This window comes from Algoriphagus limi, from assembly GCF_024919275.1.
Classification (GTDB): Bacteria; Bacteroidota; Bacteroidia; order Cytophagales; family Cyclobacteriaceae; genus Algoriphagus; species Algoriphagus limi.
Genome location: NZ_JANWGH010000003.1, coordinates 78,497 through 105,493, shown reverse-complemented (window position 1 = coordinate 105,493; position 26,997 = coordinate 78,497). Strand labels below are relative to the sequence as shown.

General features: G+C 42.9%; 20 protein-coding genes. 8 read left to right on the top strand and 12 right to left on the bottom strand.

Annotation, left to right across the window (positions count from 1 at the left end):
• Positions 1-2: 2 nt before the first annotated feature.
• From NY014_RS12665 to NY014_RS12655, 3 genes are all read left to right on the top strand, one after another.
• Positions 3-3,617 (top strand): amidohydrolase family protein, encoded by a 3,615-nt coding sequence (locus NY014_RS12665; protein ID WP_259414958.1) that lies wholly within the window; start codon positions 3-5, stop codon positions 3,615-3,617.
• Between the two features lie 196 nt (positions 3,618-3,813).
• Positions 3,814-4,710: a YitT family protein gene (locus NY014_RS12660; protein WP_259414957.1), complete on the top strand. Its 897-nt coding sequence runs from the start codon at positions 3,814-3,816 to the stop codon at positions 4,708-4,710.
• On the top strand, positions 4,707-5,291 hold the full coding sequence (locus NY014_RS12655) for an HD domain-containing protein (RefSeq protein ID WP_259414956.1): 585 nt from the start codon (positions 4,707-4,709) through the stop codon (positions 5,289-5,291). The genes NY014_RS12660 and NY014_RS12655 overlap by 4 nt, the downstream gene beginning before the upstream one ends.
• On the opposite strand, the gene NY014_RS12650 is transcribed toward NY014_RS12655, so the two are convergent.
• Genes NY014_RS12650 through NY014_RS12625 form a run of 6 tightly spaced genes read right to left on the bottom strand, consistent with a single transcriptional unit; the run spans position 5,288 to position 11,816 of the window.
• Positions 5,288-6,658, bottom strand: coding sequence for an alkaline phosphatase family protein (locus NY014_RS12650; protein ID WP_259414955.1), 1,371 nt, complete (start codon positions 6,656-6,658; stop codon positions 5,288-5,290). The two genes, NY014_RS12655 and NY014_RS12650, sit on opposite strands and share 4 nt — an antisense overlap.
• A gap of 1 nt (position 6,659) precedes the next feature.
• Complete coding sequence (eboE, locus tag NY014_RS12645) at positions 6,660-7,862, bottom strand: metabolite traffic protein EboE (RefSeq protein ID WP_259414954.1); 1,203 nt, start codon at positions 7,860-7,862, stop codon at positions 6,660-6,662.
• A gap of 2 nt (positions 7,863-7,864) precedes the next feature.
• A complete protein-coding gene (locus tag NY014_RS12640; RefSeq protein ID WP_259414953.1) occupies positions 7,865-9,013 on the bottom strand; it encodes a 3-dehydroquinate synthase in 1,149 nt (382 codons plus the stop codon).
• A 49-nt stretch (positions 9,014-9,062) separates the two neighbouring features.
• Positions 9,063-9,971, bottom strand: a complete 909-nt coding sequence (eboC, locus tag NY014_RS12635) for a UbiA-like protein EboC (protein ID WP_259414952.1) — start codon at positions 9,969-9,971, stop codon at positions 9,063-9,065.
• 3 nt (positions 9,972-9,974) lie between these two features.
• Positions 9,975-10,886: a TatD family hydrolase gene (locus NY014_RS12630; protein WP_259414951.1), complete on the bottom strand. Its 912-nt coding sequence runs from the start codon at positions 10,884-10,886 to the stop codon at positions 9,975-9,977.
• A gap of 42 nt (positions 10,887-10,928) precedes the next feature.
• A complete protein-coding gene (locus tag NY014_RS12625) occupies positions 10,929-11,816 on the bottom strand; it encodes an EboA domain-containing protein (RefSeq protein ID WP_259414950.1) in 888 nt (295 codons plus the stop codon).
• A gap of 193 nt (positions 11,817-12,009) precedes the next feature.
• Here NY014_RS12625 and NY014_RS12620 point away from each other — a divergent pair, with 193 nt between their 5' ends.
• Entirely contained in the window at positions 12,010-13,554 is a 1,545-nt protein-coding gene (locus tag NY014_RS12620) for a M20/M25/M40 family metallo-hydrolase (RefSeq protein WP_259414949.1), read from the top strand.
• Positions 13,555-13,587: 33 nt separating this feature from the next.
• Here the strand turns inward: NY014_RS12620 and NY014_RS12615 are convergent, their stop codons facing one another.
• Together NY014_RS12615 and NY014_RS12610 are read right to left on the bottom strand one after the other, a co-directional pair.
• On the bottom strand, positions 13,588-14,553 hold the full coding sequence (locus NY014_RS12615) for an alkaline phosphatase family protein (RefSeq protein ID WP_259414948.1): 966 nt from the start codon (positions 14,551-14,553) through the stop codon (positions 13,588-13,590).
• A 75-nt stretch (positions 14,554-14,628) separates the two neighbouring features.
• Positions 14,629-15,966, bottom strand: coding sequence for a glucuronyl esterase domain-containing protein (locus tag NY014_RS12610; protein WP_259414947.1), 1,338 nt, complete (start codon positions 15,964-15,966; stop codon positions 14,629-14,631).
• Positions 15,967-16,103: 137 nt separating this feature from the next.
• Here NY014_RS12610 and NY014_RS12605 point away from each other — a divergent pair, with 137 nt between their 5' ends.
• Genes NY014_RS12605 through NY014_RS12595 form a run of 3 tightly spaced genes read left to right on the top strand, consistent with a single transcriptional unit; the run spans position 16,104 to position 20,319 of the window.
• Entirely contained in the window at positions 16,104-18,170 is a 2,067-nt protein-coding gene (locus NY014_RS12605) for a S9 family peptidase (protein ID WP_259414946.1), read from the top strand.
• Positions 18,167-19,246 (top strand): serine hydrolase domain-containing protein, encoded by a 1,080-nt coding sequence (locus tag NY014_RS12600; RefSeq protein ID WP_259414945.1) that lies wholly within the window; start codon positions 18,167-18,169, stop codon positions 19,244-19,246. Before NY014_RS12605 ends, NY014_RS12600 begins: the two co-directional genes overlap by 4 nt.
• Positions 19,247-19,284: 38 nt before the next feature.
• Positions 19,285-20,319 (top strand): metallophosphoesterase family protein, encoded by a 1,035-nt coding sequence (locus NY014_RS12595; RefSeq protein WP_259414944.1) that lies wholly within the window; start codon positions 19,285-19,287, stop codon positions 20,317-20,319.
• A 17-nt stretch (positions 20,320-20,336) separates the two neighbouring features.
• Here the strand turns inward: NY014_RS12595 and NY014_RS12590 are convergent, their stop codons facing one another.
• The 3 genes from NY014_RS12590 to pnuC are packed head-to-tail and all read right to left on the bottom strand — an operon-like array spanning position 20,337 to position 23,025.
• Positions 20,337-21,884 (bottom strand): arylsulfatase, encoded by a 1,548-nt coding sequence (locus tag NY014_RS12590; protein WP_259414943.1) that lies wholly within the window; start codon positions 21,882-21,884, stop codon positions 20,337-20,339.
• Positions 21,885-21,890: 6 nt separating this feature from the next.
• Entirely contained in the window at positions 21,891-22,421 is a 531-nt protein-coding gene (locus tag NY014_RS12585) for an AAA family ATPase (protein WP_259414942.1), read from the bottom strand.
• Positions 22,408-23,025, bottom strand: a complete 618-nt coding sequence (pnuC, locus tag NY014_RS12580; protein WP_259414941.1) for a nicotinamide riboside transporter PnuC — start codon at positions 23,023-23,025, stop codon at positions 22,408-22,410. Before pnuC ends, NY014_RS12585 begins: the two co-directional genes overlap by 14 nt.
• Positions 23,026-23,710: 685 nt before the next feature.
• Between pnuC and uvrA the strand changes: the two genes are divergently transcribed.
• Positions 23,711-26,527 (top strand): excinuclease ABC subunit UvrA, encoded by a 2,817-nt coding sequence (gene uvrA, locus NY014_RS12575; protein ID WP_259414940.1) that lies wholly within the window; start codon positions 23,711-23,713, stop codon positions 26,525-26,527.
• Between the two features lie 17 nt (positions 26,528-26,544).
• On the opposite strand, the gene NY014_RS12570 is transcribed toward uvrA, so the two are convergent.
• Positions 26,545-26,967 (bottom strand): nuclear transport factor 2 family protein, encoded by a 423-nt coding sequence (locus tag NY014_RS12570; protein WP_259414939.1) that lies wholly within the window; start codon positions 26,965-26,967, stop codon positions 26,545-26,547.
• Between the last annotated feature and the right edge of the window lie 30 nt (positions 26,968-26,997).

Genomic DNA, 26,997 nt, shown 5'->3' with positions numbered 1-26,997 from the left:
ATATGAAAAAAATCATCCAACCAGCTTTTTTGGTGGCTTTAGGAGCTACGATAAGCTTCGCTGCTATTGTTCCAAAAACCGAAAACGCACCTCAAATTTTGGAAAAAGTCATTCAAAGTGACAGCACCAAAAAAGACTCCCTCGACTACCCCAAATTCAAGGATCTTCCTCTCAAACCTGAGCGGGAAGTAAAATTCACTACCCAAGAAGGGACTTGGATAAGTTTGGATGTCAGTCCGGATGGCAAGACCATCGCCTTTGACTTGATGGGCGACATCTACACCATTCCAATCGAAGGAGGAAAAGCTACCCCAATCACAACAGGAATGGCCTACGAGACGCATCCTCGGTTTTCACCAGATGGAGAAAAAATCCTTTTCACATCTGACAGGGCTGGAAACGATAATCTTTGGTACATAGACCTAGTCAAAAAAGACACCGTCCAAATCACAAAAGACAAAAACGGTGATGTACCGGGAGCTGACTGGACTCCAGATGGGGATTACATTGTGGTAGCCAAAGGCCGTAGAATCACTAAACTTTGGATGTATCATAAGGATGGTGGCGGAGGAATCCAACTCAATCCAGATCCAAGCTCCATGAAGACAATCGATCCATTTGTCAGCCCGGATGGTAAAAAAATCTATTTCTCCCATCGAACAGGTTCCTGGAATTACAATGCTATGCTTCCACAGTATCAGGTCGGAACCTATGATCTGGAAGAAGGTAAAATTACCAGCATCACTTCCCGCTACGGATCAGCATTTACCCCCACTCTTTCCGATGATGGGAATTGGTTGGTTTATGGTTCGAGATGGGATGATAGGACCGGCTTAGTGATTCGTGATTTGAATTCTGGCGAAGAAAAATGGCTCGCCTACCCTGTTCAGCGAGATGAACAGGAATCCATTGCTCCACAGGGTGTATTACCAGCCATGGCTTTCACTCCAGACAGCAAAAATGTCATTGCTTCCTACGGTGGAAAAATCTGGAGAATCCCAGTGGATGGAAGTTCTGCGGTAGAAATCCCATTTGAGGCAGATGTAAAATTGGCTATGGGGCCTCGCCTCTATTTCAATTATGAAGTAAAAGACACCACCGCCAAACTTGCCACACAAATCCGCGATGGAGTACCTTCTCCTGGTGGAAAAAAACTCGCATTTACAGCTTTGAATCGACTATACGTCATGGACTTCCCTAATGGAGAGCCTATGAGGGTAAGTAATCATGATTTTACAGAGGCCATGCCTTCTTGGAGCCCTGATGGAAGCCAATTGGTATTTACCACTTGGGACGAACAAGAGGGAGGACATCTATACAAAGCTAGCTTTGGAAGATCCACTACTATTACTCGACTGACGCAGGAAAGTGCCCTTTACATGGGGCCAGTTTGGGGACCAAATGGAAAAATCGTTGTCTTTAAAGGAGACAAGCGCTTGATGGAAGATTCGGAAGGACCTGGAATCAGTGGTGCAGAATCCATTTTAGCTTGGATTCCTGCTTCTGGAGGATCTGTTCGGAAAATCCGGGATGCTCGAGGAATAGGAAACGCACACTTTACTCAGGATACTTCAAGAATCTATTTGAACGGACCTGGAGGCACCCTTCTCAGCATACAATGGGATGGAACAGATGAGAAAACCCATGCAAAAATCACTGGTATCACTCCATTTGGATCTGTTTTAGACTCGCATGACGATCATGAGCATGCGGAACTTGCAGACTATCGCTATGTCATGGGTAAGCCTTTTTCAAATGCCAGTTCATTGAATTATTGTATGCTTCCTGAAGGAGTTTCTGCACAGGAACCTCAAATGAGTCCAGCAAGTGCAAGTACCATTTTGATGGCTCCGAAAGGAAACAAAGCTTTGGCCCAGGTAAACAATAATGTCTATGTTGTGACCATCCCTCAAGTAGGAAAAACTCCAAGCATTAATGTTGCCGATCCAAAGTCAAGTAGTTTCCCTTCCCGACAACTCACAGAAATCGGAGGCGAATGGCCGGCTTGGGAAGCCAATGGAGAAAAAGTCCATTGGTCTCTAGGAAATGGGCATTGGGTCTATGATATCGCCAGAGCTGAATTTGTAGAAGATTCAGTAGCAAGTGCTAAAAAAGCAAAAATGCTGGCAAATGCGGATAGCGTAGCAGCTTTGAAAGCACAAGGTGAGGCTGCAGTAAAATTGGCAGATTCCTTGGCTAAAGCTGAAAAAGAACGAATCGATTCCTTATTCAAAGCGGACAAAGAATTAGCTAAGGCCGATAGTATTTATAAAGCCCAGCAAAAAGAGAAAGAAACCTACAAGCCTGAAGAGTATCAGGTGAAGGTTTACTTTGCGAAGGATATCCCAACTGGAAAAATTCTACTCCAAAATGCTCGAATCATCACCATGAAGGATGATGAGGTCATTGAAAGAGGTGACATTCTAATCGAGAATAACCGAATTAAAGCAGTTGGGGCAACGGGAACACTTGATGCCACTGGGGCAGAAGTCGTTGACTTAGCAGGCAAAACAGTTACGCCTGGATTTGTTGACACCCATGCTCACATGTGGCCAACTTGGAATCTTCATAAAAACACCGTTTGGATCTATGCTGCCAACCTAGCCTATGGAGTAACTACCACCAGAGATCCACAGACAGCAACCACTGATGTATTGACCTATGCGGATATGGTTGAAGCAGGTATGATTCCTGGACCGCGGGTTTATTCCACAGGACCAGGTGTTGGTTATTGGATGTACAATCTGAAGTCCTTAGAGCAAACCAAAAACGTGCTGAAGCAATACTCCAAGTACTTCAATACCCAATACATCAAAATGTACCTGGTTGGTAATAGACAGCATAGACAATGGGTCATCATGGCTGCCAAAGAGCAAAAGCTGATGCCTACCACTGAAGGTGGATTGGATTACAAACTCAACATGACCCAATTATTTGATGGATACCCTGGTCATGAGCACGCGATTCCGATTTACCCTCTATATTCTGATGTGACCCACACAATTGCTGAAAGCAAAATGGCCGTGACTCCTACCCTCTTGGTGGCTTATGGCGGTCCTTGGGCAGAAAATTATTACTACACCACAGAAAGCCCGCTTCACGATCCGAAGCTAAATCGCTTTACTCCATACAATGAAATGAACTCCAAAGCCCGAAGAAGAGTGGGAGGACTTGGAGGCTGGTTTGCCCCAGAAGACCATGTCTTCGAAGATCATGCGAGAGGAATCAATGATATCGTGAAACGAGGCGGATTAGCAGGTGTTGGTTCCCATGGACAATTGCAGGGACTAGGCTACCATTGGGAACTTTGGTCTGTGGCTAGTGGAGGCATGAGTAACATGGATGCACTTCGTACAGCTACCATTTTGGGAGCTGAAGCTTTGGGCTTGGACAAAGAACTGGGAAGTATAGAAAGCGGGAAATTAGCTGACTTGGTAATTCTTTCAGAAAACCCATTGGAAAATATCCGAAACACCAATACCATCACGCATGTGGTGAAAGACGGACGGATCTATGATGGAAATACTTTGGATGAAATTCTTCCTACTCCAAGAAAATTGGACGTAAGTTCATGGACCAAAGAGGCTCCAAAAGTTACCACCAGTTTAGAGCATTAAAAACCTTCAGCCATCCTGAAAATTCAGGATGGCTGATTAGTTTCAATCCAACATTTGAAAGATTTCCCTAAAATATTTGAATTCTTTCTTGGGAAACTACTAAATTATTATTTTCTTAAATCTACCTTATTGAAAACCACCCTTTTGAAAAGGATTTATTCAAATACCTGTGAGGATTTTATCAACTAGTTAAAGGATGACAAAACTTTCGAAACAACCCATCGATTGGAAATCCATCCTTTCACCTCACTCGCTTGCCTACACCATAGCAGGGGTTGCCTTGGCGGCCATCGCCTTGGAGGCATTCATGCTCCCCAATAGGTTTTTGGATGGAGGAGTGACAGGTATTGCTATTTTGGTCAATCTGGGTTTTGGTATTGATCTTAATTTGTTATTGGTACTGCTTAACCTTCCATTCCTATTTATGGCTTGGAGAATGATAGGCAGAACATTTGCCATCCAAAGTGGCATATCCATTTTTCTTTTGACCATTGTACTTCACTTTCTGGAAGTTCCGACTGTGACTGACGATAAGGTTTTGATTGCGGTATTTGGTGGGTTTTTGATGGGAACAGGTATTGGTCTAATTATCCGTGGAGGTGGCTTAATTGACGGTTTTGAGGTGATTACAGAGTACTTTCACAAGAACTCAGCCTTGACTGCCAGTGAGATCACCGTGTTTCTCAATTCCCTAATTATGCTGTCCGCAGCCTTTGTTTTTGGGATAGAACCTGCCATGTATTCAATTTTAACGTATTTTACAGCTATAAAGACTACTGACTACGTCGTGGAAGGCTTTGAAGAGTACACTGCATTAACAATTATTTCAAAAGAACACGAATTGGTCAAAGAATTGATAGTAAAAGATTTTAAGAAGGCAATTTCAGTATATAAAGGTGAAAGAGGGTACCTTCCAGACACCTTTCATATTCATCATCCTGTGGATATTATCATGACGGTTGTGACCCGTCTTGAAGTCCATCGAATGAAATTAGCCATTCAAGAAATAGACCCGAAAGCTTTCTTCTACGTGCAGACCATCAAGGAAGTCAAGGGTGGTGTCATCAAAAAAGTGGGGAAAAAGCACATATGATTGACTTTGAAAAAATACAAAAACGCGTGTATCAGGATATTCTGGAAAAGCTTCCGGATTATCTGACATACCACAATCTGGCTCATACCCAATATGTGTCTGAAAAGGCTCTATTTTTAGCCGGAATTGAAAAAATCAGCGAATCCGAGATTGAACTTCTTCGACTAGCCGCACTTTTTCACGATACTGGATTTGTAGAAAACCCAAAAAATCATGAGGAAATTGGTTGTGGTATAGCCACCAAGTACCTGAAGGATCTTGTCTCAGATGAGGACTTGAAAAAAATCCATGGAATGATCATGGCAACCAAGATCCCTCAAACACCAACTAACCAACTGGAGCGAATCATTGCAGATGCAGATTTGGAATACTTAGGAACGGATGACTTTTTACGTCAAGGAAATGCTTTATACGAGGAATTACTTCACTTTAATCCTTCACTTTCCGAACAAGCTTGGAATGAATTACAATTGACATTTTTGGAAAAACACGATTATCATACAGATTACTGTAAGAAATACCGTGAGCCTAAAAAGCAGGAAAATATCGAATCCGTTAAGGAAAAATTAAAAGTTCTTTAATCCTGGACAGCCTGATAAATTAAATCAAAAACGTCTGTAGGTTGAATTTTTTCTGAATTCAGAAGGCTAGTATTTCCCACAAAAATCGGCTTGTCTTCATCCTCCTCCGGTAATCTACCATGTGATCCTTTAACTAGCGTCGCATCTAGAGGAATTACATCCATCAGATATCTGAATCCCAGTTTTTTCTTCAAAACCTTAGACCCCACTTTTAGCAAAGGAATTTTAATCGCAGGATCTAAAAATAATTCTACCGGGTCATAGCCGGGCTTTCGATGAATGTCCACACATCGCGCATAATCTGGAGCTTTTTCATCATCCAACCAGAAATAATAAGTAAACCAGGAGTCCTTATCCGCTACCACTACCAAATCTCCTGATCGAGGATGATCTAAACCATAATTTGCCTGAGCCTTTTTGTCAAGTACCAACTCAATCCCCGGAGTATTTTCTAATAAACTTTTTACTTGATCAAAAACCGCGGGATCTTGAACATGCACGTGGGCAATTTGATGGTCAGCGATCGCAAAAGCCTGAGAAGTGCCTGCATCCAAAGTTTCCAAGCCCAATTCATCCTTCACCTGAATCCATCCCGCAGATCGGAGCAAGCGGTTGATATGAATAGGTTGGGAGACATTTGTGATACCATATTCAGAGAGCAAGAGAACTTGGGTTCCTTGACTTTCAAAATAGGTAATTAGATCTTTTGCTACTTCATCTACTTCCTTCAAAAGCGATCCGATTTTTGAAAAATCTAGTCCATACTTCTGTAACCCATAGTCCAGATGGGGTAAATACACCAAGTTAAGTGTTGGGTTATACCATTGATCTACCTTTTTGGTGGCCTCGGCGATCCATTGGGTAGAGGAAATATTAGCATTTGGTCCCCAGAAGGAAAAAAGAGGAAACTGACCCAATTCATTTTGAAGTCTATCCCGTAATTCCATCGGCTGAGAGTGACAATCAGGCAATTTCCTCCCATCTGAAGGATAAAGTGGGCGAGGCGTCACCGCTAAATCCACCGAAGAATACATATTGTACCACCAAAACATATTGGCACAAGTGAAGCCAGAATTTTCCGTCTTTAACTTATCCCAGATTTTTGGAGCCCGAACCAAGCGATTGGATTGTCTCCAAAATTTAATTTCACATTCATCCCTGAAATACCAGCCATTTCCCACAATTCCATTTTCGGAAGGCATTTTCCCGGTTAGGTAAACAGATTGAGCCGAGCAGGTTACAGCTGGCAAAACAGGCTCTACAATAGCTTTTTTTTGCTTAGCAATCCATCCACTGAGAAAAGGAGTATTCTCCCCAATTACTCTGGATGACAATGCAACGATATTTAGAACAACTGTTTTTTTCATCTTACTCCAATCGTTGAAGAACCCATTCCAATTCCCGACTTATTGACTCACCTAATTCCAAACGCATTTCATCCGGCAAAACCTCCCAAGTGTAGGTTTCTACTTCTAAATGCTCTGTAATTTCAGGATGATTCCTTAATTCACTCAAGACATTTAAGATACTGCTTTGAGTCGAAAAAAACTGGCCATAAGACTCTACAAATAGCGGTACATGAAAGTGAATTCGCCATTCCTTCTCCTCAGCATCTTGAATTGCCTCAAGTGCCTCTGGCAAATCTGAATAGGAGACAAGACTTCCATCTGCCTTTCTACCAACCACTTGATGCAGGTAAGTCGATTCAGCAAAGGGAAGTAGTTTCTGCTGAATTTCAGCTCTATTTTCTCCCAAATCCAGTTTCAAAGCAGCTGAAATTTGGATCTTGCCTATTTTAATTCCGGCATTATTGAATTTGGAAAAAGTGTTTGCCGGATGCTCATAAACAATTGCAAAGTGGCAAACGTCGTAGCATACTTGGATATGCTCCAGAATCAATATTTCAGCTTCAGAAAGGGTAATTCCAAGCTTTTGAGAAAGAATCGGCGCTCCTTTGGGAATTAGCCAGGAATCAAAAAGCCAAAGCATCTCATCAGAATTCTCTAAAATTCCATCTGGCTCCGGTTCAATGTCTAAATGCAAGGTTTTCCCTGTTTCGGTTTGAATCTTCGCAAGCTCTGCTACTACTTCCATCAAATTGGCTGTAGCTTTTTGCATTGCATCATCCTTTTCTTCGGGAGTTTTAAACCAGTGTCGGTAGGAAATAGGTGAGGTTGAAATCCCTCCACTCATCCCATCGGGTAGCAATTGGGCTAAAATTCGAAATGATCGAATGGTATAATTTTTTCGATCGTCAGTAGTCCAGTCAGGAAAGTGAACCTGATCTTTTACCCGGGTATGATGAAAATCTCCATAAGGAAAGCCATTCAGTGTAAAAACATAGGCGTTTTCTTGAGCGAGCCAAGATTGAAAAGCGGCTAATTCATCCTTCTTTTCCAGTTCCAAACTCGCTTCGTTGGAAAGTCTTAAGCCTATCCCAAATGCCCCCTTCCATTGAAGGTTTTCTCTGATTTGAGGAATGTAGGATTTTAAATTTTCGAAGGTTGCTTCCCAACTTTCACCGGGGTGAATATTACTGCAATAACTGAATTGAAAGTGTCCAACTTGCATGCTTAAATCAGCTTTGGTTCTTGGCTTTTCTCCTTTAAAAATTCAATTGCCTTTCGAATTAACTCTTCATCCATTTCATGCACCTCAACTCCTTTTCCAAGCTTTTCTAGCAGCATGATGGTCAACTCACCGCCTAGATGCTCCTGGAATTCCCGAAGCCCCTGAATTAAATTTTCTCCTGAAAGTTCCGGTTCGTAAAGTGAAAAGCCTAAAGTCTGAATTACCTGTAAAATTCGATTCAAATCATCATGACTAATCCAGCCCAAGAGGTGGGAATAGGTAGAATCCAATGCAATCCCGATGGCAACAGCCTCCCCATGCCGCACGCGATACTCGCTGAGATGCTCCAATTTATGAGCGGCCCAATGACCAAAATCCAAGGGACGGGAAGACCCAAACTCAAATGGATCTCTTCCCGCAATATGATCCATATGCATTTGGGCACATCGGATTATTTGTGTTTTCATCGGCTCGATTTGCCGTCTCGCCATGTCTGAAGCATTAGCTTCCAACCATTCGAAAAAGTCCAAATCCTTAATCAAAGCCACTTTTAAAGCCTCTGAAATTCCAGATCTCCAATCACGATCATCCAATGTTTGGAGGAAATTGAAGTCATTTAATACAGCAATCGGAGTAGTGAAGGTTCCTAGGTAATTTTTCTTCCCGAAGTAGTTGATACTGTTTTTTACACCTACACCTGAGTCATTTTGGGATAAAACAGTCGTTGGAATTCGGATCAAACGAATCCCTCGGTGGGAAATGGCAGCTGCGAAACCAACCATATCCAAAACAGCTCCTCCACCAATCGCGACGATGTAAGAATGTCTATCAATCCCAAAGTCATTTGTGGCCTGAACTACTTGCTGGTAAATGGTTGGATCATTTTTACAAGCTTCTCCACCCGGTACTACCAATGGGTCTGCGCACAGAAAGAATCGCTCTTTATGATGTGAAGCGTAAGTCTTTATTTCTTCCAATAAATTTGGAAAAGCCTCAACCACCCCGCTATCAACTACAAAAAAGGTCTTTACCTTCTTTCCTTTTTCTAAGACGTTAACAAAAACTGGATTTTCAGCAGAAAATAGATTTTCCGTAAAGCAAACCGGATAATTGAAAGAAACCGAAAAGGACTGCTGAAGAATAGTATCCATATGGAAATAATTGGTCTTTGGCCGTGAAAGTTTCTTTTTAAGCCAAAATCTAGGTGACAGCAAAGGCTTTGGCCAGAATCAAAGATAAGGGTAATAAGGCCAAAACAACCAATCCTATCTCCCAGCTTTCAAAGGCTGCACCTAAAGACGCATTCACGATGATGAGAGAAATTACGGCAGCTTTGACCGATTTTCCGATTAATTGTGGGGATTCAGTTTGAATAGCTCTGATAAGCGGTGGAAAAATCATATAAGAAAGCAAGGCTAAAAAGGGGATTACATGCCAATAATTTGGCCCCTGAATTTTGGCTAAAAGAAATATTCCAATCACTATGACAGCATACATCCCCAATCCTGCGAAGAGAGCTCGTCTATTTTTTCCATGCACTTCTCCCCGACTCACCATGGTGATCGCCGCCACATAGATCAAAGGAAGTATTCCAATCGGCCCTACTTTCTCCAAAACTTCCGGCGCCACAGCCACTCCAAGCAATAGGTTCCCAGCACGGCAAAGCCCCATGTTAATAGGGCCAAAGATGTTTTGATGCTTTCCCCAGTAATCATAGGTTAGGGCGCAAAGGCTAATCACTATGGCTAAAATTCCTGCAAGGTGATTAACCTGAAAAGCTGCCAAAACCCCAAAAAACAAGAGAAGACTAGCTACAATAATAGCTGTGGATTTTTTTGCTCGGCCACTAGGTATAGGACGTTCCGGACGCTCCACCGCATCCAATTCCGCATCTGCAATATCATTAAATGCGACTCCGCCTCCATACAAGCCAATCGTACTGATGGAAAGCCACAAGAGATTAATCCAAAATCCGGATCCGTCTTTCCAGGTCGAAATTAAATAGCTCCAGCCACCAGCAATAGCAAAACCCGCCCAGACATCGGCCACAGCTGTGACCACATTAGCAGGACGGGTAATTTGCAAATAAGCAAAAAGCTTTCCCTTCATGGATTAATTTTCTACTCGGTCGGATGGCCCCTCTACTCGTGGCACTTGGCCTCCACGAAGCACAGAATTACCACTCATTTTTTTGGTTTGATCAATAGGAGGAGCTTTCAACCAGTCATCCTCATGCATTTGGCCTGAAATTGAAAAAGCTGCAAGTGCATTTTTATAGGTAACCATCTGAACATGCTCCTCAGGAATACCCATTTTTCGCATCAAATCGGCCGTCTTAGGGACTGCCAATGGATCTGAAATTCCCCAATCCGCTGCGGAATTGACAATAATGCGTTCAGGGCCATACTGCTTGACGATTTCAACCATACGCTCGGAACCCATTTTGGTATGCGGATAAATTGTGAACCCAGCCCAATATCCCCGATCCAACACTTCCTTCACGGTTTCTTCATTATTATGATCCACGATAATCCATCCCGGATCCATTCCGTGTTCTTCAGCTACGTCCATGGAGCGGGTTGTTCCACGCTTTTTATCCCGATGTGGGGTGTGGATAAGCACCGGTAAATCCACCTCTTTCGCTAATTCTAATTGCACTCGATAGAATCGGTCTTCGGCCTCAGTTTGATCATCATATCCAATCTCACCGATGGCAACCACCCCTTCTTTTCCTACATAAAGAGGAAGCAATTCCATCACCTGCTCTGCCAAAGGAATATTATTCGCCTCTTTACTATTCAATCCCATGGTGCAGTAGTGAACAATCCCGAACTGACTGGCTCGAAAACGCTCCCAACCAACCAAAGTGCTGAAATAATCCTTGAAACTTCCAACTTCCGTACGAGGCTGACCCAACCAAAAGGCAGGCTCGATCGTGGCAACTATCCCCGCCTTGTGCATGGCTTCATAGTCATCCGTAGTTCGGGAGACTAAATGAATATGGGGGTCTATATACATGGGCATATTAATACTATTTTGAGTTTACTAATTTTTTGTAGTCTAGCTTTAGACTCTCGTATCTTGATATTCCTGACCGATTTCTTCCCAAGAAATTGCTCCTTTCTCGATCTCCTGAATCAATTCGGGGTATTTATTTAATAATTCTTTTGCTTGAGCAAAATCTGAATGATAAAGTGCCAAAGCACCTCCTTTTTGTTCGAGCAAATCTTCTGAGCTCATCACTTTTTCCAGATCTCCCATAAACTTTTCATTCACGAATGGAGAAACCAACCTCCAAAGTTCTGGCATCACATTACGTCCTGCAGCCCAACGCTCATGCGCAAAATCTGAGGCGATTTCCGCCAAGGCGGGATTCCTTCGCAGCTCCAATTGCTGTATTCTGTAAAGTGGTCTTTGCATAAAGACCGCCTTTAATACCATCTGATTCCAATTTAGCTCAGGGAAATGTTTGGGAGCATAGGGATTATTCAAGGCAATGGCATCAAAAACCAAGGTCATGTTGGTACGACATCCTTCAATCGCTCTTGGAAGCATTTCTTCAGAAAAAGGCATCAAAGACAAGGAAGCATAAAGTGCCTGTTGCTCATACAAATCACCGGTTTCAAAAAGCTGATTAATAGCTTTCAACCACTCGTCTTTTTCCAAAGAAAAATGAAGCAAAAGGTAAGTTCTGGCTGTTTGAAGAACATTCCAAAACTCAGGCTGAAATCCAGCTATCAGCGTATCTGCTTTTTGTTTTGCTTCAGAATCTAGTTGAAGATTGTCTTTTGAAAAAAAGCGAGAAGCCTGCGAAAAAGCGAGATAAAAGGCATTTTTTGATTTTGAATCTTGGATTTTTTGAGCCTTTTCATCCAGCCAATTCAAAGACTTTTCTTCTGCATTATTATGAATGATTGCTTTTAAAAAGGCTAAAAGCTCTGATTTTGGGTTCATTGTTGTTCGTTTTTTCCGAATAGGTAAATAAACTCAATCCCAACAAAAAATCCACCTCCTTTTCAAGGAATGGAGGGCGAAAAAGAGACTTTCTGAAAAAAATCATAAAAACTCATTCTTCCAGGCATTTCCACCAGTGGTTTTAGAATTCTCAATAGCTTCCTATACTTTTAAGTTCTAAACTCCTTGAAATATGAAAAAACGCTACCTTTTTGGAATGGGGCTTCTATTGCTATTCGGCATACAAGCACAGGCCCAGCAAAATGAAGTGATTGAAAAAATCATTCAAGAAGCTCGGGAAAATTCCCAGCTTAAGGAAATTGCCCATGAACTGATGGATGGAATTGGTCCTCGATTGGTGGGTTCTCCTCAAATGCAAGATGCTCATGACTGGGCGGTTGAAAAATACCAATCATGGGGAATTGAAGCTCGAAATGAGCAGTGGGGTGAATGGCGCGGATGGGATCGTGGCATTACGCACATCGACATGATGGAGCCTTGGGTAAAGTCTCTTTCCGGCACCCAACTCGCTTGGTCTCCTGCTTCTCCTGAAGGCGGTGCAAGCGGAGAAGTAATTATCCTTCCAGACTTGCAGGATTCGGCTGCTTTCCAAGCTTGGCTACCGAATGTCAAAGGAAAATATGTAATGATATCTGCGCCTCAGCTTACCGGTCGTCCAGACTACAACTGGGAAGAATGGGCTACTGAAGAGTCCTTCGAAAAGATGAAGGCAGAGCGAAGCATTTTCGAACGTGCCTGGCAGGCAAGAATCCAAAAAACTGGGCTTGGCCGTCGGGAATTACCTCAAGCCCTTGAAGACGCAGGTGCTTTGGGAGTCCTCACTAGCTATTGGTCTAGAGGGTTTGGTGCCAATAAGATCTTTTCTGCTTACACCAAGAAAGTCCCTACTGTAGACCTGTCGCTAGAGGACTACGGAATGCTATATAGATTGGCTGATAGCGGAAAGAAGCCAATGATTCATCTCAATGCTCAATCCAAAGAAACCGGCGTTCAGCCAACCTTCAATACGATCGCAGAGATCAAAGGCACAGAAAAGCCAGATGAGTATGTGCTACTTTCTGCACACTTTGATTCTTGGGATGGAGGTACCGGTGCAACTGACAATGGAACAGGAACCATCATGATGATGGAGGTGATGCGGATTTTGAAAGAAGTTTATCCAAATCCAAAACGTACTATTTTAGTGGGACATTGGGGTTCTGAGGAGCAGGGATTGAATGGTTCTCGTGCTTTTGTAGAAGATCATCCAGAAATGATGGGTAAGATTCAGGCCCTTTTCAACCAAGATAATGGAACAGGAAGAGTTGCAAATATTTCCGGTCAGGGATTCATCCACAGTTATGATTACTTGGGTCGATGGATGTCCAAAGTTCCTAGAGAAATCACTCGTGACATCAACACCACTTTCCCTGGAAACCCTGGTGGCGGAGGATCTGACTACGCTTCATTCGTAGCAGCTGGCGTGCCGGCATTCTCTTTAAGTTCGTTAAGCTGGTCTTATTTCAACTACACTTGGCACACGAATTTGGACACCTATGACAAAATCGTCTTCGATGATGTTCAAAATAATGTGATTCTTGCTGCAATCATGGTTTACATGGCAAGTGAGGAACCGGAAATGGTATCCCGTGAGCGAAGAATTCCAGTTGGAAGAGATGGTAACCCAACAAGCTGGCCAACCCAGCGATCCCCAACTCGAAAAGGAGGAATGGATTAAAAAACCAAAGGCTCGGGATTAATTCTCGAGCCTTTATTTTTTCTGCAATAAGGAAGTCCCATCCCAATTTTGCTTTTGCATTTCCGGAACAGGAATTCCCATAAAATCAATCAGAGTAGGTAAAATATCCACCATAGCGGCATTCCCTGAATAGAATTTTTCACTTAGATTGGAGATGTTAGTTACCATCCAGATTTCTCTTTCTGAATCACTTTGTCCTCCATGGTCTTTGTAGTCGGGAGCTTTTCGGCCATGATCGGTGGTAATCCAAATCAGCCATTCCTCCCCGAAGTTTTTCTCCCTAAACTCAATTGCTTCCCAGATTCTACCTACTTGACGATCTGCCAATTCGATGGCTGCAGTCAATTGCGGGCTTTTTCCAAAACTATGGCCCATATCATCAGTAAATTCTAAATAAACCCAAGAAAGATCGGGGGCTTGGTTCTTCAAAATATGGGCTGCCTCGTAAGAGACAAGGTTATCAATTTTCTGAATATAGCCCTTCTCCAAATCATGCGGGAAACGCAAGGTATCCTTTTCAAAACCATCAAAAGCAAAATCCAATTTCAAATTTCCTGTTTCACCCAATCCCTCGCCAAGGAGTTTGGTCCGATTATCTTCCCAGGTAGAAAATATAGCTAGTTTTGATTTTGGACGGGCTTCACGCATTAGTCTAAAAACAGACCAATAAGCATAATCAGGAGACTCAATATCATTATCCCAAACATTGTGTTTATTGGCCCAAGTCCCAGTTAGCAGTGAGTTGTATCCTACGGCAGAAATGGTTGGAGTCTCGGATTCTCCACCCCTTTCCCCTCCGGTAAAGGCTCTGGAATAGCCTCCTTTTTTGGCTATCTCATCCATATTAGGAGTTTCAACCCGTTCCAATTCTGGCGCTGGTATTCCATCCAAAATGATAAACACTACCTTCTTTCCCTGCGAAAATCCAAAAACAGGAAAAAGACAAATCAGAAAAACAATAAAAACTCGGGGCTTCATACTTTTAAAACAAATAGATGACTTCAACAAATCCTCCATCTTCTTGATACCAGATACTTGGTACTTAAATCTTCATTAATTGTCTAAATACCTCCTTGCCCACTCAATAAAATAGGGCCAATTAGGCCCCACAGTATGACCTCCCTCATGCTGGCGAAAAGCCAAGTCCCCTTCTTTCAAAAAGGTCTGTATGGGAGGGAATTGGTCCGTCGGCAAGGGCTTTTTGCCCAATAATTCATAGACAGGTCCGGCTAAAACTTCTGCCTCAAACATCCCCTTCGCATCAATCCACTGACCTTCAACTTCAGGAGAACCGACCGAAATAAATATAGGCCGAGGAGCACAAAGTGCTATCAATTCATGAGCATCCACCGGCAAATCATTCGGTATAAGTGGCCCGGCATATTTGATGAAATTTGGAGCAAACCAATGATATTCACCTGAACTGGCTAGATTTTCCACCTGCTCTCCAAAAGTTCTGCGAAGTAATTTTGCTCCGCCAGCCCCGGATGAACTGATCAATCCTACGGCAAAGCGGGAATCATAAGCCATAGTTACCAAAGCAGCTTTTCCATAGCGAGAAAGCCCCTCGATGACTACCTTTTCAGAATTTACCGATAGGTCAGTTTCCAAATAATCCAAAGCCCTACTCGCTCCCCAAGCCCAAGCTTTGAGCGTGCCCCAATCATCCAATTTTCGAGGGTTACCTTGATTCATCAAGCCAATAATTCCAGCACGTAATCCCGCTCCGTTGTCGGCTTGATAACTCGTTGGAATGATGACTCCAAAACCCCATCCAGCCTTTAAGACCAATTCTTGCCAACTAGGCCCTGGAGGAGCAGGAGGTCTACGCATTCCAGGCGGCCACCTCCAGCCAAATTCCATGATCAGAGGAACCTTTTCACTCCTGTTTTTAGGAAGGGCATATTCAAAATCGATGGCAACGGAAATGGAAGGAAAAGAAGAGTTATCCACCCAGCCTTTAAGGCTTTTATAGATCACCTCCACATCTCCTATTAGGCTATCTTTTTCCCAAACCAATTCCCAATTGACAACTGGTAAATTCTCGGGAGTTCTTCCATACATTTCCCGATCAAAGAGTTCAAACAATTCTTCCCTTCGCCTCTCCCAATCAGAAACTGTCTTTACCGGCTCTCCATTCTCAAAAATCCATGGATTAGGAACAGATTCGTAGGTTTTGGCCTTGCTTTCATCCGAGTTTGCTGCATTGGGAGCAGAAGGGTTCCCCGAAGGTCCAGGTCGAAGACTTTCTATGCCGAGCATTTTCATCATCAATTGATGATCTACCTGACTGAGCTTTTGAATTGAATCTCGACTCGCCTGAGAAAACTGTGCTTGACTTTCCCGAACGAACCCTATAAAAACACAAAAAATCAAGATTATTCTACTCATGGGTTTATTGTTTAGAATAGGGAATCTACATTTTTTGGCTCGAAAAAAACAAAAGATTTGACCAGCGGAAGTTTCTGAATCACTTGGACTTTGAAAGCCCTCCACAGATCACTAAATTGTCTGAAACACATAGCACTATGAAGAAAATCTTTTTCCTTGCCTTGGTTTTCCTTTCTCTCACTCTCCCTGGAAAATCACAAAACATCTCCGATTATCTTGCCGCCCCTTTCCCAACTGACCTCATTGCTAGTCCTGATGGAAAAGCTGTCGCTTGGGTATTTAATTCCGAAGGAGAACGGAATATCTTTTTTGCAAAGGCTCCAGATTTTAAAGCTGAATCATTGACTTCCTATGAGGGTGATATTGGGATCGGCATTGGCTCCTTGACTTTTTCACCGGATGGCAGGTATTTAGTTTATGTTCGGGGAAATTCAAAAAACTCTGCTGGTGAAGCCGCCAATCCTGCCCAACTTCAGGAAAACACGGATTTTAAAATCCATTTGATCAATCTCCAAAACGGTGAGGAAAAGCTCCTATCAGAAGGAAGCGGACCCGTATTTTCTCCGGATTCCAAGCTATTGATTTTCCGAAAAGGGAGGGATTTACATCAATTGGAAATAGGTTCAGAGAATGCTTCTTCTAAGGTTTTTCAGGCTAGAGGTTCGATTGGCTCCTATGCTTTTTCCCCGGATGGAAAGTGGATTTCATTCGTATCCAATCGAGGAGATCACTCCTATATCGGTCTGTGGAACAGAGAAAAAAAAACCCTCAGCTATCCAGAAACCAGTCTTGATCATGACCGTTACCCTGCTTGGTCTCCGGATGGAAAAAAACTAGCCTACCTGCGCATCCCTAATGTGAACAACAAACTTCCCTTCACTTCTCACAAGGAAGCTAATCCTTGGAGCATTCGGATTTTAAGCATTGAAACAATGGAGGCTTCGGAAGTTTGGCGAGCTGATCCCGGAAAAGGCTCGGTCGTGGTTCGGGACATTCCTGCTGAATCAGATCGAATTTGGTGGACACCAAGCGGCTCCTTGGTTTTCCCTTGGGAAAAAAATGGCTGGGTTCAATTGTATGCTGTCAATCCTTCCAATGGGGAAGTTCAACACTTGACAAAAGGACAAGGGTTTGTGGAAAAGGTGAATACTTCCTTTACGAAAAATGAGCTACTGATTACCAGCAATATCGGAGACATCGAACGGAGAAAAATCTATAGACTCGATTTAACTTCTTATAACCTGGAGGACCTTACAGAGAAAGGAAATATCAACTGGACTCCTGTCCGGATAGAAAATGGCATAGCTTATCTTTCAGCGAATGCTACCCGACCTGCTTGGCCGGTTATTCGATACTACAATCAAAACAACCTATTGGCGGAAGAGCTATTCCCAGAAAATTTCCCCAAAAATCTCGTAACCCCTATCGGACTTGATATCCAAGCTTCCGATGGATTTAAAAGCAGGGCTCAGCTTTTTCTTCCTCCTAATCACGACCCGAACAAGCAATATCCAGCGGTTATTTTCCTGCATGGAGGAAGTCGAAGACAGATGCTTTTGGGATTCAATTACTCTCAATATTATAGCAATGCCTATGCATTGCAGCAATATTTCGCCGCCAATGGTTTTATTGCTTTGACGCTGAACTATCGAAGTGGAATTGGCTATGGAATGGACTTTCGTGAAGAAGAAAACTATGGAGCAGGAGGTGCAAGTGAGGTTTTAGATTTGCTGGCTGCAGCAGATTATCTAGCAACTAGACCAGATGTGGATGCCGGAAAAATCATCCCTTGGGGCGGAAGTTATGGAGGCTTTTTGACTGCGCATGGTCTTGCACAAGCACCAGAGAAATTCCTTGCTGGGGTGGATATTCACGGTGTTCATAATTGGAATCAGGATATTCCTGTTTTTGCTCCTTGGTACGAACCTGAAAAATTTCCCGAGATGGCCGAATTAGCCTTTCAATCATCTCCTATGGCTTATGTCGAAAATTGGGAAGATCCCGTTTTGCTGATTCACGGTGACGATGATAGAAATGTACTTTTCTCAGAATCTGTGGAATTAGCGGAGGTCCTGGGAAAGCAGGGTGTTACTGTCGAGCAGTTAGTCTTCCCTGATGAAGTACATTCATTCATCCTTCATCGCAATTGGGTGAAAGCCTATGAAGCCGCTATTGAATTTATCCAAAGACAAATCCAACCATGAGAAAACAAATCCTTTTTATCCTAGCCTTTTTTTCAGCATTCTCCGTTTTTGCCCAAAAGAAACTGCTCGAAGAAGCTTTTGAGCATGCATCTGCAGATGGATTTTCGGGAGTTGTCTTAGTGGCTGAAAATGGAGAAATCCTATTCGAAAAAGCTACTGGGATGAGGAGCTACGAGGAAAACATTCCCTTGAAAACGGGTGATATTTTTGAAATGGCTTCCGTTTCCAAGCAGTTCACGGCAATGATGATCATGCTATGCAAAGAAAAAGGCTTATTGGATTTTGATGATCCGGTGGAGAAATACCTGGACATTCCCTACAAAGGCATAAATATTCGGCATTTATTGACACATACTTCTGGCTTGCCGGATTATCAGGCCATCATGGATGAGCATTGGGATAAAAGCAAAGTGGCTGGAAACCCGGAAATCTTGGAATACTTACGAAAGTATGCTCCTCCCAAACTTTTTGAACCTGGAGAAAAATACCAATACAGTAATACAGGCTATGTGCTTTTGGGAAGCATTGTAGAAAAAGCAACAGGAAAAGACTTTGTGGAGCTTTCTAGCGAGTGGATTTTTGAACCGCTTGGGATGAAAAGCACGAGTATTCGAAGTCTGGAAGAAAAAGCCAAAGTTCCCAATTTCGCAGCAGGTCATTTAAAGGATGAAAATGGAAATTACGTCAATGCCAATCGCTTCCACTCATCAGATTATACAGTTTGGCTTGGCAATCGAAAAGGACCTGGAAGAGTCAGCAGCACTGCACAAGACTTGCTGATTTGGGATCAGGTGCTTTACGGAGAAAAATTAATCAGTCAGAAAACTCTTCAGGAAGCCTTTGAACCCTATAGATTGAATGATGGAACTCGCAGCTATTATGGTTTCGGATGGGATATTGAGCCAAAAAGTCCATTTGAAAAGATGGTCATGCATACAGGGGACAACCCAGGCTATAAAACCATTATTGTACGCTTCATTGAGGAAAATAAAACCATCATCGTCCTCAACAATAATTACCATCCTGATCAAATGAAATTGGTTGAGGCTGCTACGGTTTCACTCTATAAATGGTAATCCTGATTTTGTAAATATCCCACCTTCCTACCCTCCCTATGAAAAAGTCATTTTCCAATTTCGGCCCAATTTTCCTTTTTCTGCTAACACTTGGGTTAAACCCATTTATCTCATGTAAGGAAAAAGAAAACACTACTCCCCCAATTTTCACCCATGATATCGATTCGGGAAATACACCTTGGACTAAAGAGACATTTGACAATGATTCGGAGAAATTCTCTTTCGCTGTGCATAGTGATTTAACGGGTGGTGAAAGACCGAGAATCTATGAGGTTGCTATCGCTCAACTGAATCTGATGAGGCCAGAATTGATAGTCAATGTAGGGGACTTGATAGAAGGTGGAGCGCCGGATTCTGTAAGTTGGGATCAGCAATGGGATTCTTTTGATGCCCGCACAGAGGCTGCCAAAGCCCCTGTTTTTTACACCGGAGGGAATCATGACTTGACAGGAAATTTTGCTCAGGGGATTTGGAAGGAGCGATATGGGAAAAACTACTACCACTTCATCTATAAAAACACCCTTTTCCTAATTCTGGACAGTGAAGACCATGGAAAAGAGCGAAATGATGAGATTGAAAAAATCAGAAATGAGGGAATAAGGGTCTTGGATGAACAAGGTCGGGAAGCTTATGCTCAAACCGAATACGACAACTTACCGGAGAGAAGTTTTGGAAACATCAGTGAAGATCAGATGAATTACTTTTTGGAAGTGCTACAGAAAAACCCAGATGTAAAATGGACTTTTTTAATGATGCATAAGCCCATGTGGGAAAATCCAGAAAATGAGCGATTTTTCAAATTGGAGCAAGCACTGGAGGGAAGAAATTATACCGTTTTCAATGGGCACACCCACACATTCCGATACCTTGAGCGAAATGGGATGGACTATATCAATTTGGCTACCACCGGAGGCGTACAGAACAATTCACTAGGAAGGTCAATGGATCATTTCCTTTGGGTGACAGTGGATGAAGAGGGCGTTTCCATCGCCAATTTATTGATGGAGGGAATTTTGGATAAGAAAGGCCATATCCCCTCGGATGGAGATACGCTGATTTTTGAGAAAAAGTAAATCTATACTTCTCTCGATTAATTCCCTGAATCAGCACTGAGTTGATCACCTAGCGCTTCAAATTTAAAACGATCAATAACAGATTCCTCATGCTCCTTACTCATGATTTCCTCCAGCTGGACAACGATCTCAGGGTAACTTTCTGCTAGATCATTTTCCTCCAAAGGATCAACTGATAGGTCATACAACTCTGTTTTGACAATTCCTTCCTTCAACTTTTGACGAACAGCCTTCCAATTTCCCATCCGAACAGCCTGCTGCCCTCTATATTCAGGAAATTCCCAATACAGAAATTCATGGGACTTTTGTTCCTCTCCCAATATCGCAGGCAAAAAACTCATCCCATCAAGATTTTCAGGAGTATCAACTCCAATCAAATCACAGAGAGTTGGAAAAAGATCATAAAAGGCAGAAATATGATCGGAATGAGAACCGGACTCAACTTTTCCAGGCCAATTAACCACCATAGGAACCCGAATTCCACCTTCATAGACAAAGCCTTTGGTTCGCCCATAACCATTACTGAAAGGTTGAGAGCTTTCAAAAAAGTCAAAATCCACTCCTCCCGTGTAGGTAGGACCATTGTCGCTTGTTAGGATAAAGATGGTATTTTCAGTCTGCCCCAATTCCTCTACCTTCTGGCGAAGTTCTCCAATTTGCTTGTCCAATAAAGTAATCATGGCTGCATAAGTGGCCCGTGGATAGCGGGTTGGGAAGTAACCTTTCGAACCATCATAAGGAGCTTCTTCCCCAAAAACTTCCACATAATTCTGTACCAAATCCTGTGGAACTTGCAATGGCAAATGCGGTAATGGAGAAGCATAATAAAGGAAAAAAGGCTGATCTGAATTTTCCTCCAAAAAAGCCAAAGCCTTCTCATGCATCACTTCAGGAGCATATTCTTGCTGCTGATAGCGAGCATAGGAAGCTGGATCCACAGGGTCTGCCCCTTCATCCAATTTCGTCCCTGGAACGACAATCTCATTGTTTAATGGAATCTTCGTTTCATTCTCCCACAAATGCGGCGGATAGAGATTATGAGCCTGCCGCTGACAGTTGTAGCCAAAGAAGTAATCGAAACCCAGATTATTTGGGATTCCTTCACTCAAAGGAGCTCCTAAACCCCATTTTCCTACAATTCCAGTTTTATATCCATTTTGCTGAAGTACTTTGGCAATTGTCAAAGTCTCAGCTGGCAGTGGTCGTTGCCCTTCCAAATTTGGATCTTCCGCAGCTTTGGCATAATCCCAAACTTCTCCTCTCTCCCGCCACTCATCATTGCCCCGAATGTAAGCATGCCCACTGTGCAAACCTGTCAAAATCATCCCTCTCGCCGGTGCGCAAACTGGAGCCGCAGTATAATGATTAGTGAAAATCCTTCCGCTCGCTGCCAAAGCATCCATATTTGGTGTTTTGATCAGTTTTTGACCATTGAATCCTACTTCTCCATATCCCAAATCATCGGCAAGAATCAGGACAATATTGGGTTTTTGAGGTTTTTGTTCGGCTTTTTCGCAAGAAAAAAGTCCCAAAAACAAAAACGCGAGAAGAAATCGTGCGGTCATAGTGAATTAATTGAAGAGGTGGGTTTGGATTAAATCTATGGATTTTTCCAGGCGTTGACTACGCGATCCACTGATTTTTTCCCAAGGAAAACCACTTTTCGCTGCGATATCTGCATACCAATTCAAAAAATATTCCCGCATTTCAGGTTCGGGATGCTCCCGTAAAGGATCAGGCTCCCAAGGCAAATCAATATCTGTCAGCAAAATCAAATCATAGGCACGTTTTTCCAATTCCTCCAAAATCCAAGAATGAACTTCTCCGAATTTATGCTGAGACCAGACTTGTATCACCCGCAAGTCCGTATCACAAAAAAGTAGCTTTTGGGCTGTCTGTGCTTTTTCATCCTCTAAAGCCATTTGACCTTTCCCAATTCTCAAAAGGTCTCCAAATTCATATTCCCGATCCAACATATCGAGATATTCCCGCGCAAATTCCGGCACCCAAGGCTCATCATAATGAACCGCCAAATCAGAGGCCAAGGTACTTTTCCCAGTGGACTCCGGTCCTAAAATGAGTACGCGTTTAGGATTCGGCATAGTGTTTAGCTGATTTGACCCAGGCAAATAAGCCCATAATTGCCAAAACGGTAAAGAATAAAAACTGAAAAGACGTTAAAATCAGCCCTTTGTAAAAATAAAGAGGCACAGAAACCAAATCAGTTATGATCCAAAAAATCCAGTTTTCTACTTTTTTTCTTGCCATCAGCCACATCCCCACAAAAGCAGAGGAAGTGGTGAATGAATCCCAATAAGGCACGTCTGAATCTGTAAAATTGCTGAGTACAAAAGAAAGAATCCCATAGGAAGCCACAAAAATCAAAGCAGAAGTAACCCAGCCTGAAGGTTTGAGCCAAGTGACAGGCAGGACCTGCTGATCTTCTTTAGGATGAGTCCACACATACCAACCATAGATGGACATGCTGAAATAATAGGCATTGATTCCCATGTCCGCATAGAGCTTGTACTGAAGGCAAATCCATACATAAATCAGGGTGGAAACTAGGCCAGTCGGATACACCAAAATATTTTCCCGCATGGAATAAAAAACCGAAGCAATCCCAAAAAATACAGCTATCCCTTCTAGCCAAGTCATGGCTTTAAGGCCTTCGGACAGTCCATCGATGAAAAATTGAAAATCCATGTTGCGAAGAAAAGGATAAAAGTTGGAAAGTGGGAAGATTGGAGGGTTTCCTTGTAAATAGTAATCGGTAATCCGTAAATCGTACCGTTTACTTTTTAATTCTTATCCAAACACCAAAATTCGATATCTAGCATAACTTTCCCTTATTTTACCATAGCTTCATCTCCATCTTGCTGGCAACAAGCCACATTTCCAATTCAAAAATGCTTGGCCAGCGCAGGAATATTATTTGCAATATAACCCGGGGTTAAAACCCCGGGCTACATATATTACGCTCCTTTGGAGCTTTTATTTGACTTGTCTTTGCCGCCTTGAATATCTTCACCCACGAATGGATATTAGTAAGTGGTAAACAATGTGGGATTGAAAAAAGGGCCACTCGGATTTGGAATCGGCGCTAATTGGGATGCATACGGTACAGAAAGGCAGACTGCCCAAAACTTTGGGGTGTTTACAAGGTGGGAGTTTTGAGGAAAGTCAAAGTTGGCCGTCATTGCGAGGAGGAGGAACGACAACTAAGCAATCTCTTGAAAGTTACCTCTAAATCTGGGAGACTACTTCGCCCTGCAGGTCTCGCAGTGACGGAAACGAATTAAGATTGTTTAGTATTTATTACTTGCAATGCGAATACAGTGTATCAAACTTTCGCATGACTTCTAGGGTTAGATGATTAACTTTGCCAGCTATGACTTTGAGTACCTTGACTGATACAAAAGACCTCGAATCTCTCGATCCAAAGAAATTCATCATTATCAAAAACGCCCGGGTCAATAACTTGAAAAACCTGAGCGTTGCAATACCGAGAAACAACTTTGTGGTTATCACAGGACTTTCTGGTTCGGGTAAATCTTCTCTTGCATTTGACACCCTCTTTGCAGAAGGCCAGCGCATGTACGTGGAAAGCTTGAGTAGCTATGCCCGTCAGTTTCTCGGAAGAATGGAAAAACCCGAGGTCGAATACATCAAGGGAGTAGCTCCAGCCATAGCAATCCAACAAAAAGTCACTACCAAAAATCCGCGCTCCACAGTTGGTACGACTACCGAGATTTATGACTACCTGAAATTACTTTTTGCCCGGGTGGGAAAGACCTTCTCGCCCATCTCAGGAAATGAAGTCAAGCACCATACCGTCACGGATATTGTGGACTTTATTTTATCCTTTGAGGAAGGTTCCAAGGTCATGATTTCCTGTCCGCTTCAAGTAGCCAAGGGAAGGAAAATCGAACAGGAGCTGGAATTACTTTTACAAAAAGGCTATACCCGAATCTTGATTGATGGGGAGGCCTATTTCGTGGAAGATCTTTTGGAGGAGAAAAAAATCCCAAAGGGAAATTATGAAATCCTGATCGACCGAGCCTCTGTGAGAAAAAACGATGAGGACAATCAGTTCCGTATTGCTGACTCGGTACAAACGGCTCTTTTCGAAGGACATGGAGATTGTAAAATCACAATCCCAGACCAAGAAACCCGTGAATTTTCCGACCGATTTGAATTAGATGGGATGAGTTTTGAGCTTCCCTCGGTCAACTTCTTCTCTTTCAATAATCCTTATGGAGCCTGCAAGCGCTGCGAAGGTTTTGGAAGTGTCCTAGGAATTGATCCTGACTTGGTGATTCCTGACAAAGAACTTTCCGTTTACGAGGGAGCGATCGCTCCTTGGAGGGGAGAGACTTCACGCTCCTGGGTGGAACCACTATTGAAAAAGGGAATCGAATTCGATTTCCCAATTCATCGGCCTTATAATGAACTGACAGAAAAGGAGCAGGAATTGCTCTGGACAGGAAATTCCTATTTTCGTGGCTTGAATGAATTTTTCAAGGAGCTTGAAACCAAAACCCATAAAATCCAATATCGGGTGATGCTCTCCCGATTCCGTGGCCGAACTACCTGTCCGGAATGTCGAGGCACTCGCTTGCGAAAGGATGCATCTTATGTCAAAATCAATGGGAAGTCAATTACGGACTTGGTTTTGATGCCTATAGATGAGGCGTTGGAATTTTTCCAAAATCTGAAACTGAATGATCATGAGACCAAAGTAGCCAACCGACTACTAAAGGAAATTGTCAGTCGATTGGAATTTATGGATCAGGTTGGACTTGGATATTTGACGCTGAATCGATTGACCTCTACCCTTTCCGGGGGGGAGTATCAACGTATCAAACTGGCAACTTCGCTAGGTTCCGCATTGGTTGGCTCCATGTACATTTTGGACGAACCGAGTATTGGTTTGCACCCTCGGGACACGGATCGATTGGTAGGAGTACTCAAGTCTCTTCGGGATATGGGAAATACCGTTATTGTGGTGGAGCATGAGGAAAAAGTCATGAAAGCTGCCGATCAAATCATCGACATCGGACCGGATGCAGGAGTACATGGCGGGGAATTATTGTTCCAAGGATCGATTCAGGATTTGATGGCCTCGGCCCAAACGCATACTGCCAAATACCTTCGTGGTGAAGAGCAAATCTGGAAAAAGAATGGCAACCGAAAGTGGAAAGACTCCATTATCGTCAAAGGGGCTCGAGAGAATAATTTGAAAAATCTCACCGTACAATTCCCGCTAAACACCTTAACCGTCGTGACAGGCGTTTCCGGTTCTGGAAAATCTACGCTGATCAAAAAAGTCCTTTATCCTGCTTTAGGCAAAATGCTCGGAACCGTCATTGATGAGAGTGGAAAATACGACCGAATTGAAGGGGATTACAAGCGGATTACCCAAGTGGAATTTGTGGATCAAAATCCGATTGGAAAATCATCCAGATCCAATCCTGTCACCTATGTCAAGGCATACGATGCCATTCGGGCACTTTTTGCAGATCAGCCACTTTCTAAGCAACGAGGATACAAACCTGCATTTTTCTCTTTCAATGTAGACGGAGGCCGATGTGAAGCTTGTCAGGGGGAAGGAACGATTACTGTGGAAATGCAATTTATGGCAGATATCCACCTAACCTGTGAATCCTGCAAGGGAAAACGCTTCAAGAATGAAATCCTCGATGTCAAATACAAGGACAAGGATATCTCCGAAGTCTTGGGAATGACCATAGACGAAGCGATGGAATTCTTTCAGGGAAAAACCCAAATAATCAATCGGCTTCAGCCTTTGCAGGAAGTTGGATTAGGCTATATCGGGATGGGACAAAGCTCCAATACCCTTTCCGGAGGAGAGGCCCAACGAGTAAAATTAGCTTCATTCCTTGGAAAAGGCGGCACCAAATCCGGTGATCAGGTGCTCTTTATTTTTGACGAACCGACTACTGGACTTCACTTCCACGATATCAGCAAGCTCTTACACAGCATCAATGCATTGATCGATCAGGGTCATTCGGTAATTATCATTGAGCATAACACAGAAGTGATCCGTTCTGCCGATTGGGTGATCGATTTGGGTCCAGAAGGGGGAAACAAAGGAGGGCATTTGACCTATGCAGGGACCCCAGAAGATTTGGCAAAAGAAGAAGGAAATTATACTGCTAAGTATCTGCGGGAGAGTTTTACTTAATAAATGTAAGCTAAAGTTTAAAGTTTTCGCTCGTACCAGCTTTTGTGTACAATCTTCCACTTGCCTTCTACCTTAATAAGTGTAAGAAAATCATAATAATAGATTCCTGGCCAATACAACTCTGTTTCGACAGAAGCAGTATTCCCTTGTACTCGGATGGATATGATTTCATTTTTATAGGCAGCCGGGTCTCGGGGTTCTCCCTTGGCAGTTCCTTCTGCCCAAGTTTCAAAATCCGTGATAGTCAGGTTTTCTCCTCTATATCCTATCAATCTCGCCTCCGGCAAAAAAGCCTCTTCCAATTTGGATCGGTCTCGCTGAATCATCCCATCAAAATAATTTTTGACCGTAGCTTGAATCAATTCCCGATCTGTTTGCTCTTGGGCCAAAACACTACCTGAGATAAGGATCAGAAAAAAGAGAACAAGGATATTTTTCATTGTTTGAAATGGTTAAAGGGAGACCGCTCA

Excerpts from the sequence above, each read along its gene's own strand:
- NY014_RS12665 (WP_259414958.1), top strand. The coding sequence starts at position 3 with ATGAAAAAAATCATCCAACCAGCTTTTTTGGTGGCTTTAGGAGCTACG.
- NY014_RS12655 (WP_259414956.1), top strand. The coding sequence starts at position 4,707 with ATGATTGACTTTGAAAAAATACAAAAACGCGTGTATCAGGATATTCTG.
- NY014_RS12640 (WP_259414953.1), bottom strand. The coding sequence starts at position 9,013 with ATGGATACTATTCTTCAGCAGTCCTTTTCGGTTTCTTTCAATTATCCG.
- NY014_RS12630 (WP_259414951.1), bottom strand. The coding sequence starts at position 10,886 with ATGCCCATGTATATAGACCCCCATATTCATTTAGTCTCCCGAACTACG.
- NY014_RS12615 (WP_259414948.1), bottom strand. The coding sequence starts at position 14,553 with ATGAAGCCCCGAGTTTTTATTGTTTTTCTGATTTGTCTTTTTCCTGTT.
- NY014_RS12600 (WP_259414945.1), top strand. The coding sequence starts at position 18,167 with ATGAGAAAACAAATCCTTTTTATCCTAGCCTTTTTTTCAGCATTCTCC.
- NY014_RS12625 (WP_259414950.1), bottom strand. The coding sequence starts at position 11,816 with ATGAACCCAAAATCAGAGCTTTTAGCCTTTTTAAAAGCAATCATTCAT.
- eboC (WP_259414952.1), bottom strand. The coding sequence starts at position 9,971 with ATGAAGGGAAAGCTTTTTGCTTATTTGCAAATTACCCGTCCTGCTAAT.
- NY014_RS12620 (WP_259414949.1), top strand. The coding sequence starts at position 12,010 with ATGAAAAAACGCTACCTTTTTGGAATGGGGCTTCTATTGCTATTCGGC.
- NY014_RS12610 (WP_259414947.1), bottom strand. The coding sequence starts at position 15,966 with ATGAGTAGAATAATCTTGATTTTTTGTGTTTTTATAGGGTTCGTTCGG.
- NY014_RS12605 (WP_259414946.1), top strand. The coding sequence starts at position 16,104 with ATGAAGAAAATCTTTTTCCTTGCCTTGGTTTTCCTTTCTCTCACTCTC.
- NY014_RS12570 (WP_259414939.1), bottom strand. The coding sequence starts at position 26,967 with ATGAAAAATATCCTTGTTCTCTTTTTTCTGATCCTTATCTCAGGTAGT.
- NY014_RS12590 (WP_259414943.1), bottom strand. The coding sequence starts at position 21,884 with ATGACCGCACGATTTCTTCTCGCGTTTTTGTTTTTGGGACTTTTTTCT.
- pnuC (WP_259414941.1), bottom strand. The coding sequence starts at position 23,025 with ATGGATTTTCAATTTTTCATCGATGGACTGTCCGAAGGCCTTAAAGCC.
- NY014_RS12585 (WP_259414942.1), bottom strand. The coding sequence starts at position 22,421 with ATGCCGAATCCTAAACGCGTACTCATTTTAGGACCGGAGTCCACTGGG.
- NY014_RS12650 (WP_259414955.1), bottom strand. The coding sequence starts at position 6,658 with ATGAAAAAAACAGTTGTTCTAAATATCGTTGCATTGTCATCCAGAGTA.
- eboE (WP_259414954.1), bottom strand. The coding sequence starts at position 7,862 with ATGCAAGTTGGACACTTTCAATTCAGTTATTGCAGTAATATTCACCCC.
- NY014_RS12595 (WP_259414944.1), top strand. The coding sequence starts at position 19,285 with ATGAAAAAGTCATTTTCCAATTTCGGCCCAATTTTCCTTTTTCTGCTA.
- NY014_RS12660 (WP_259414957.1), top strand. The coding sequence starts at position 3,814 with ATGACAAAACTTTCGAAACAACCCATCGATTGGAAATCCATCCTTTCA.
- uvrA (WP_259414940.1), top strand. The coding sequence starts at position 23,711 with ATGACTTTGAGTACCTTGACTGATACAAAAGACCTCGAATCTCTCGAT.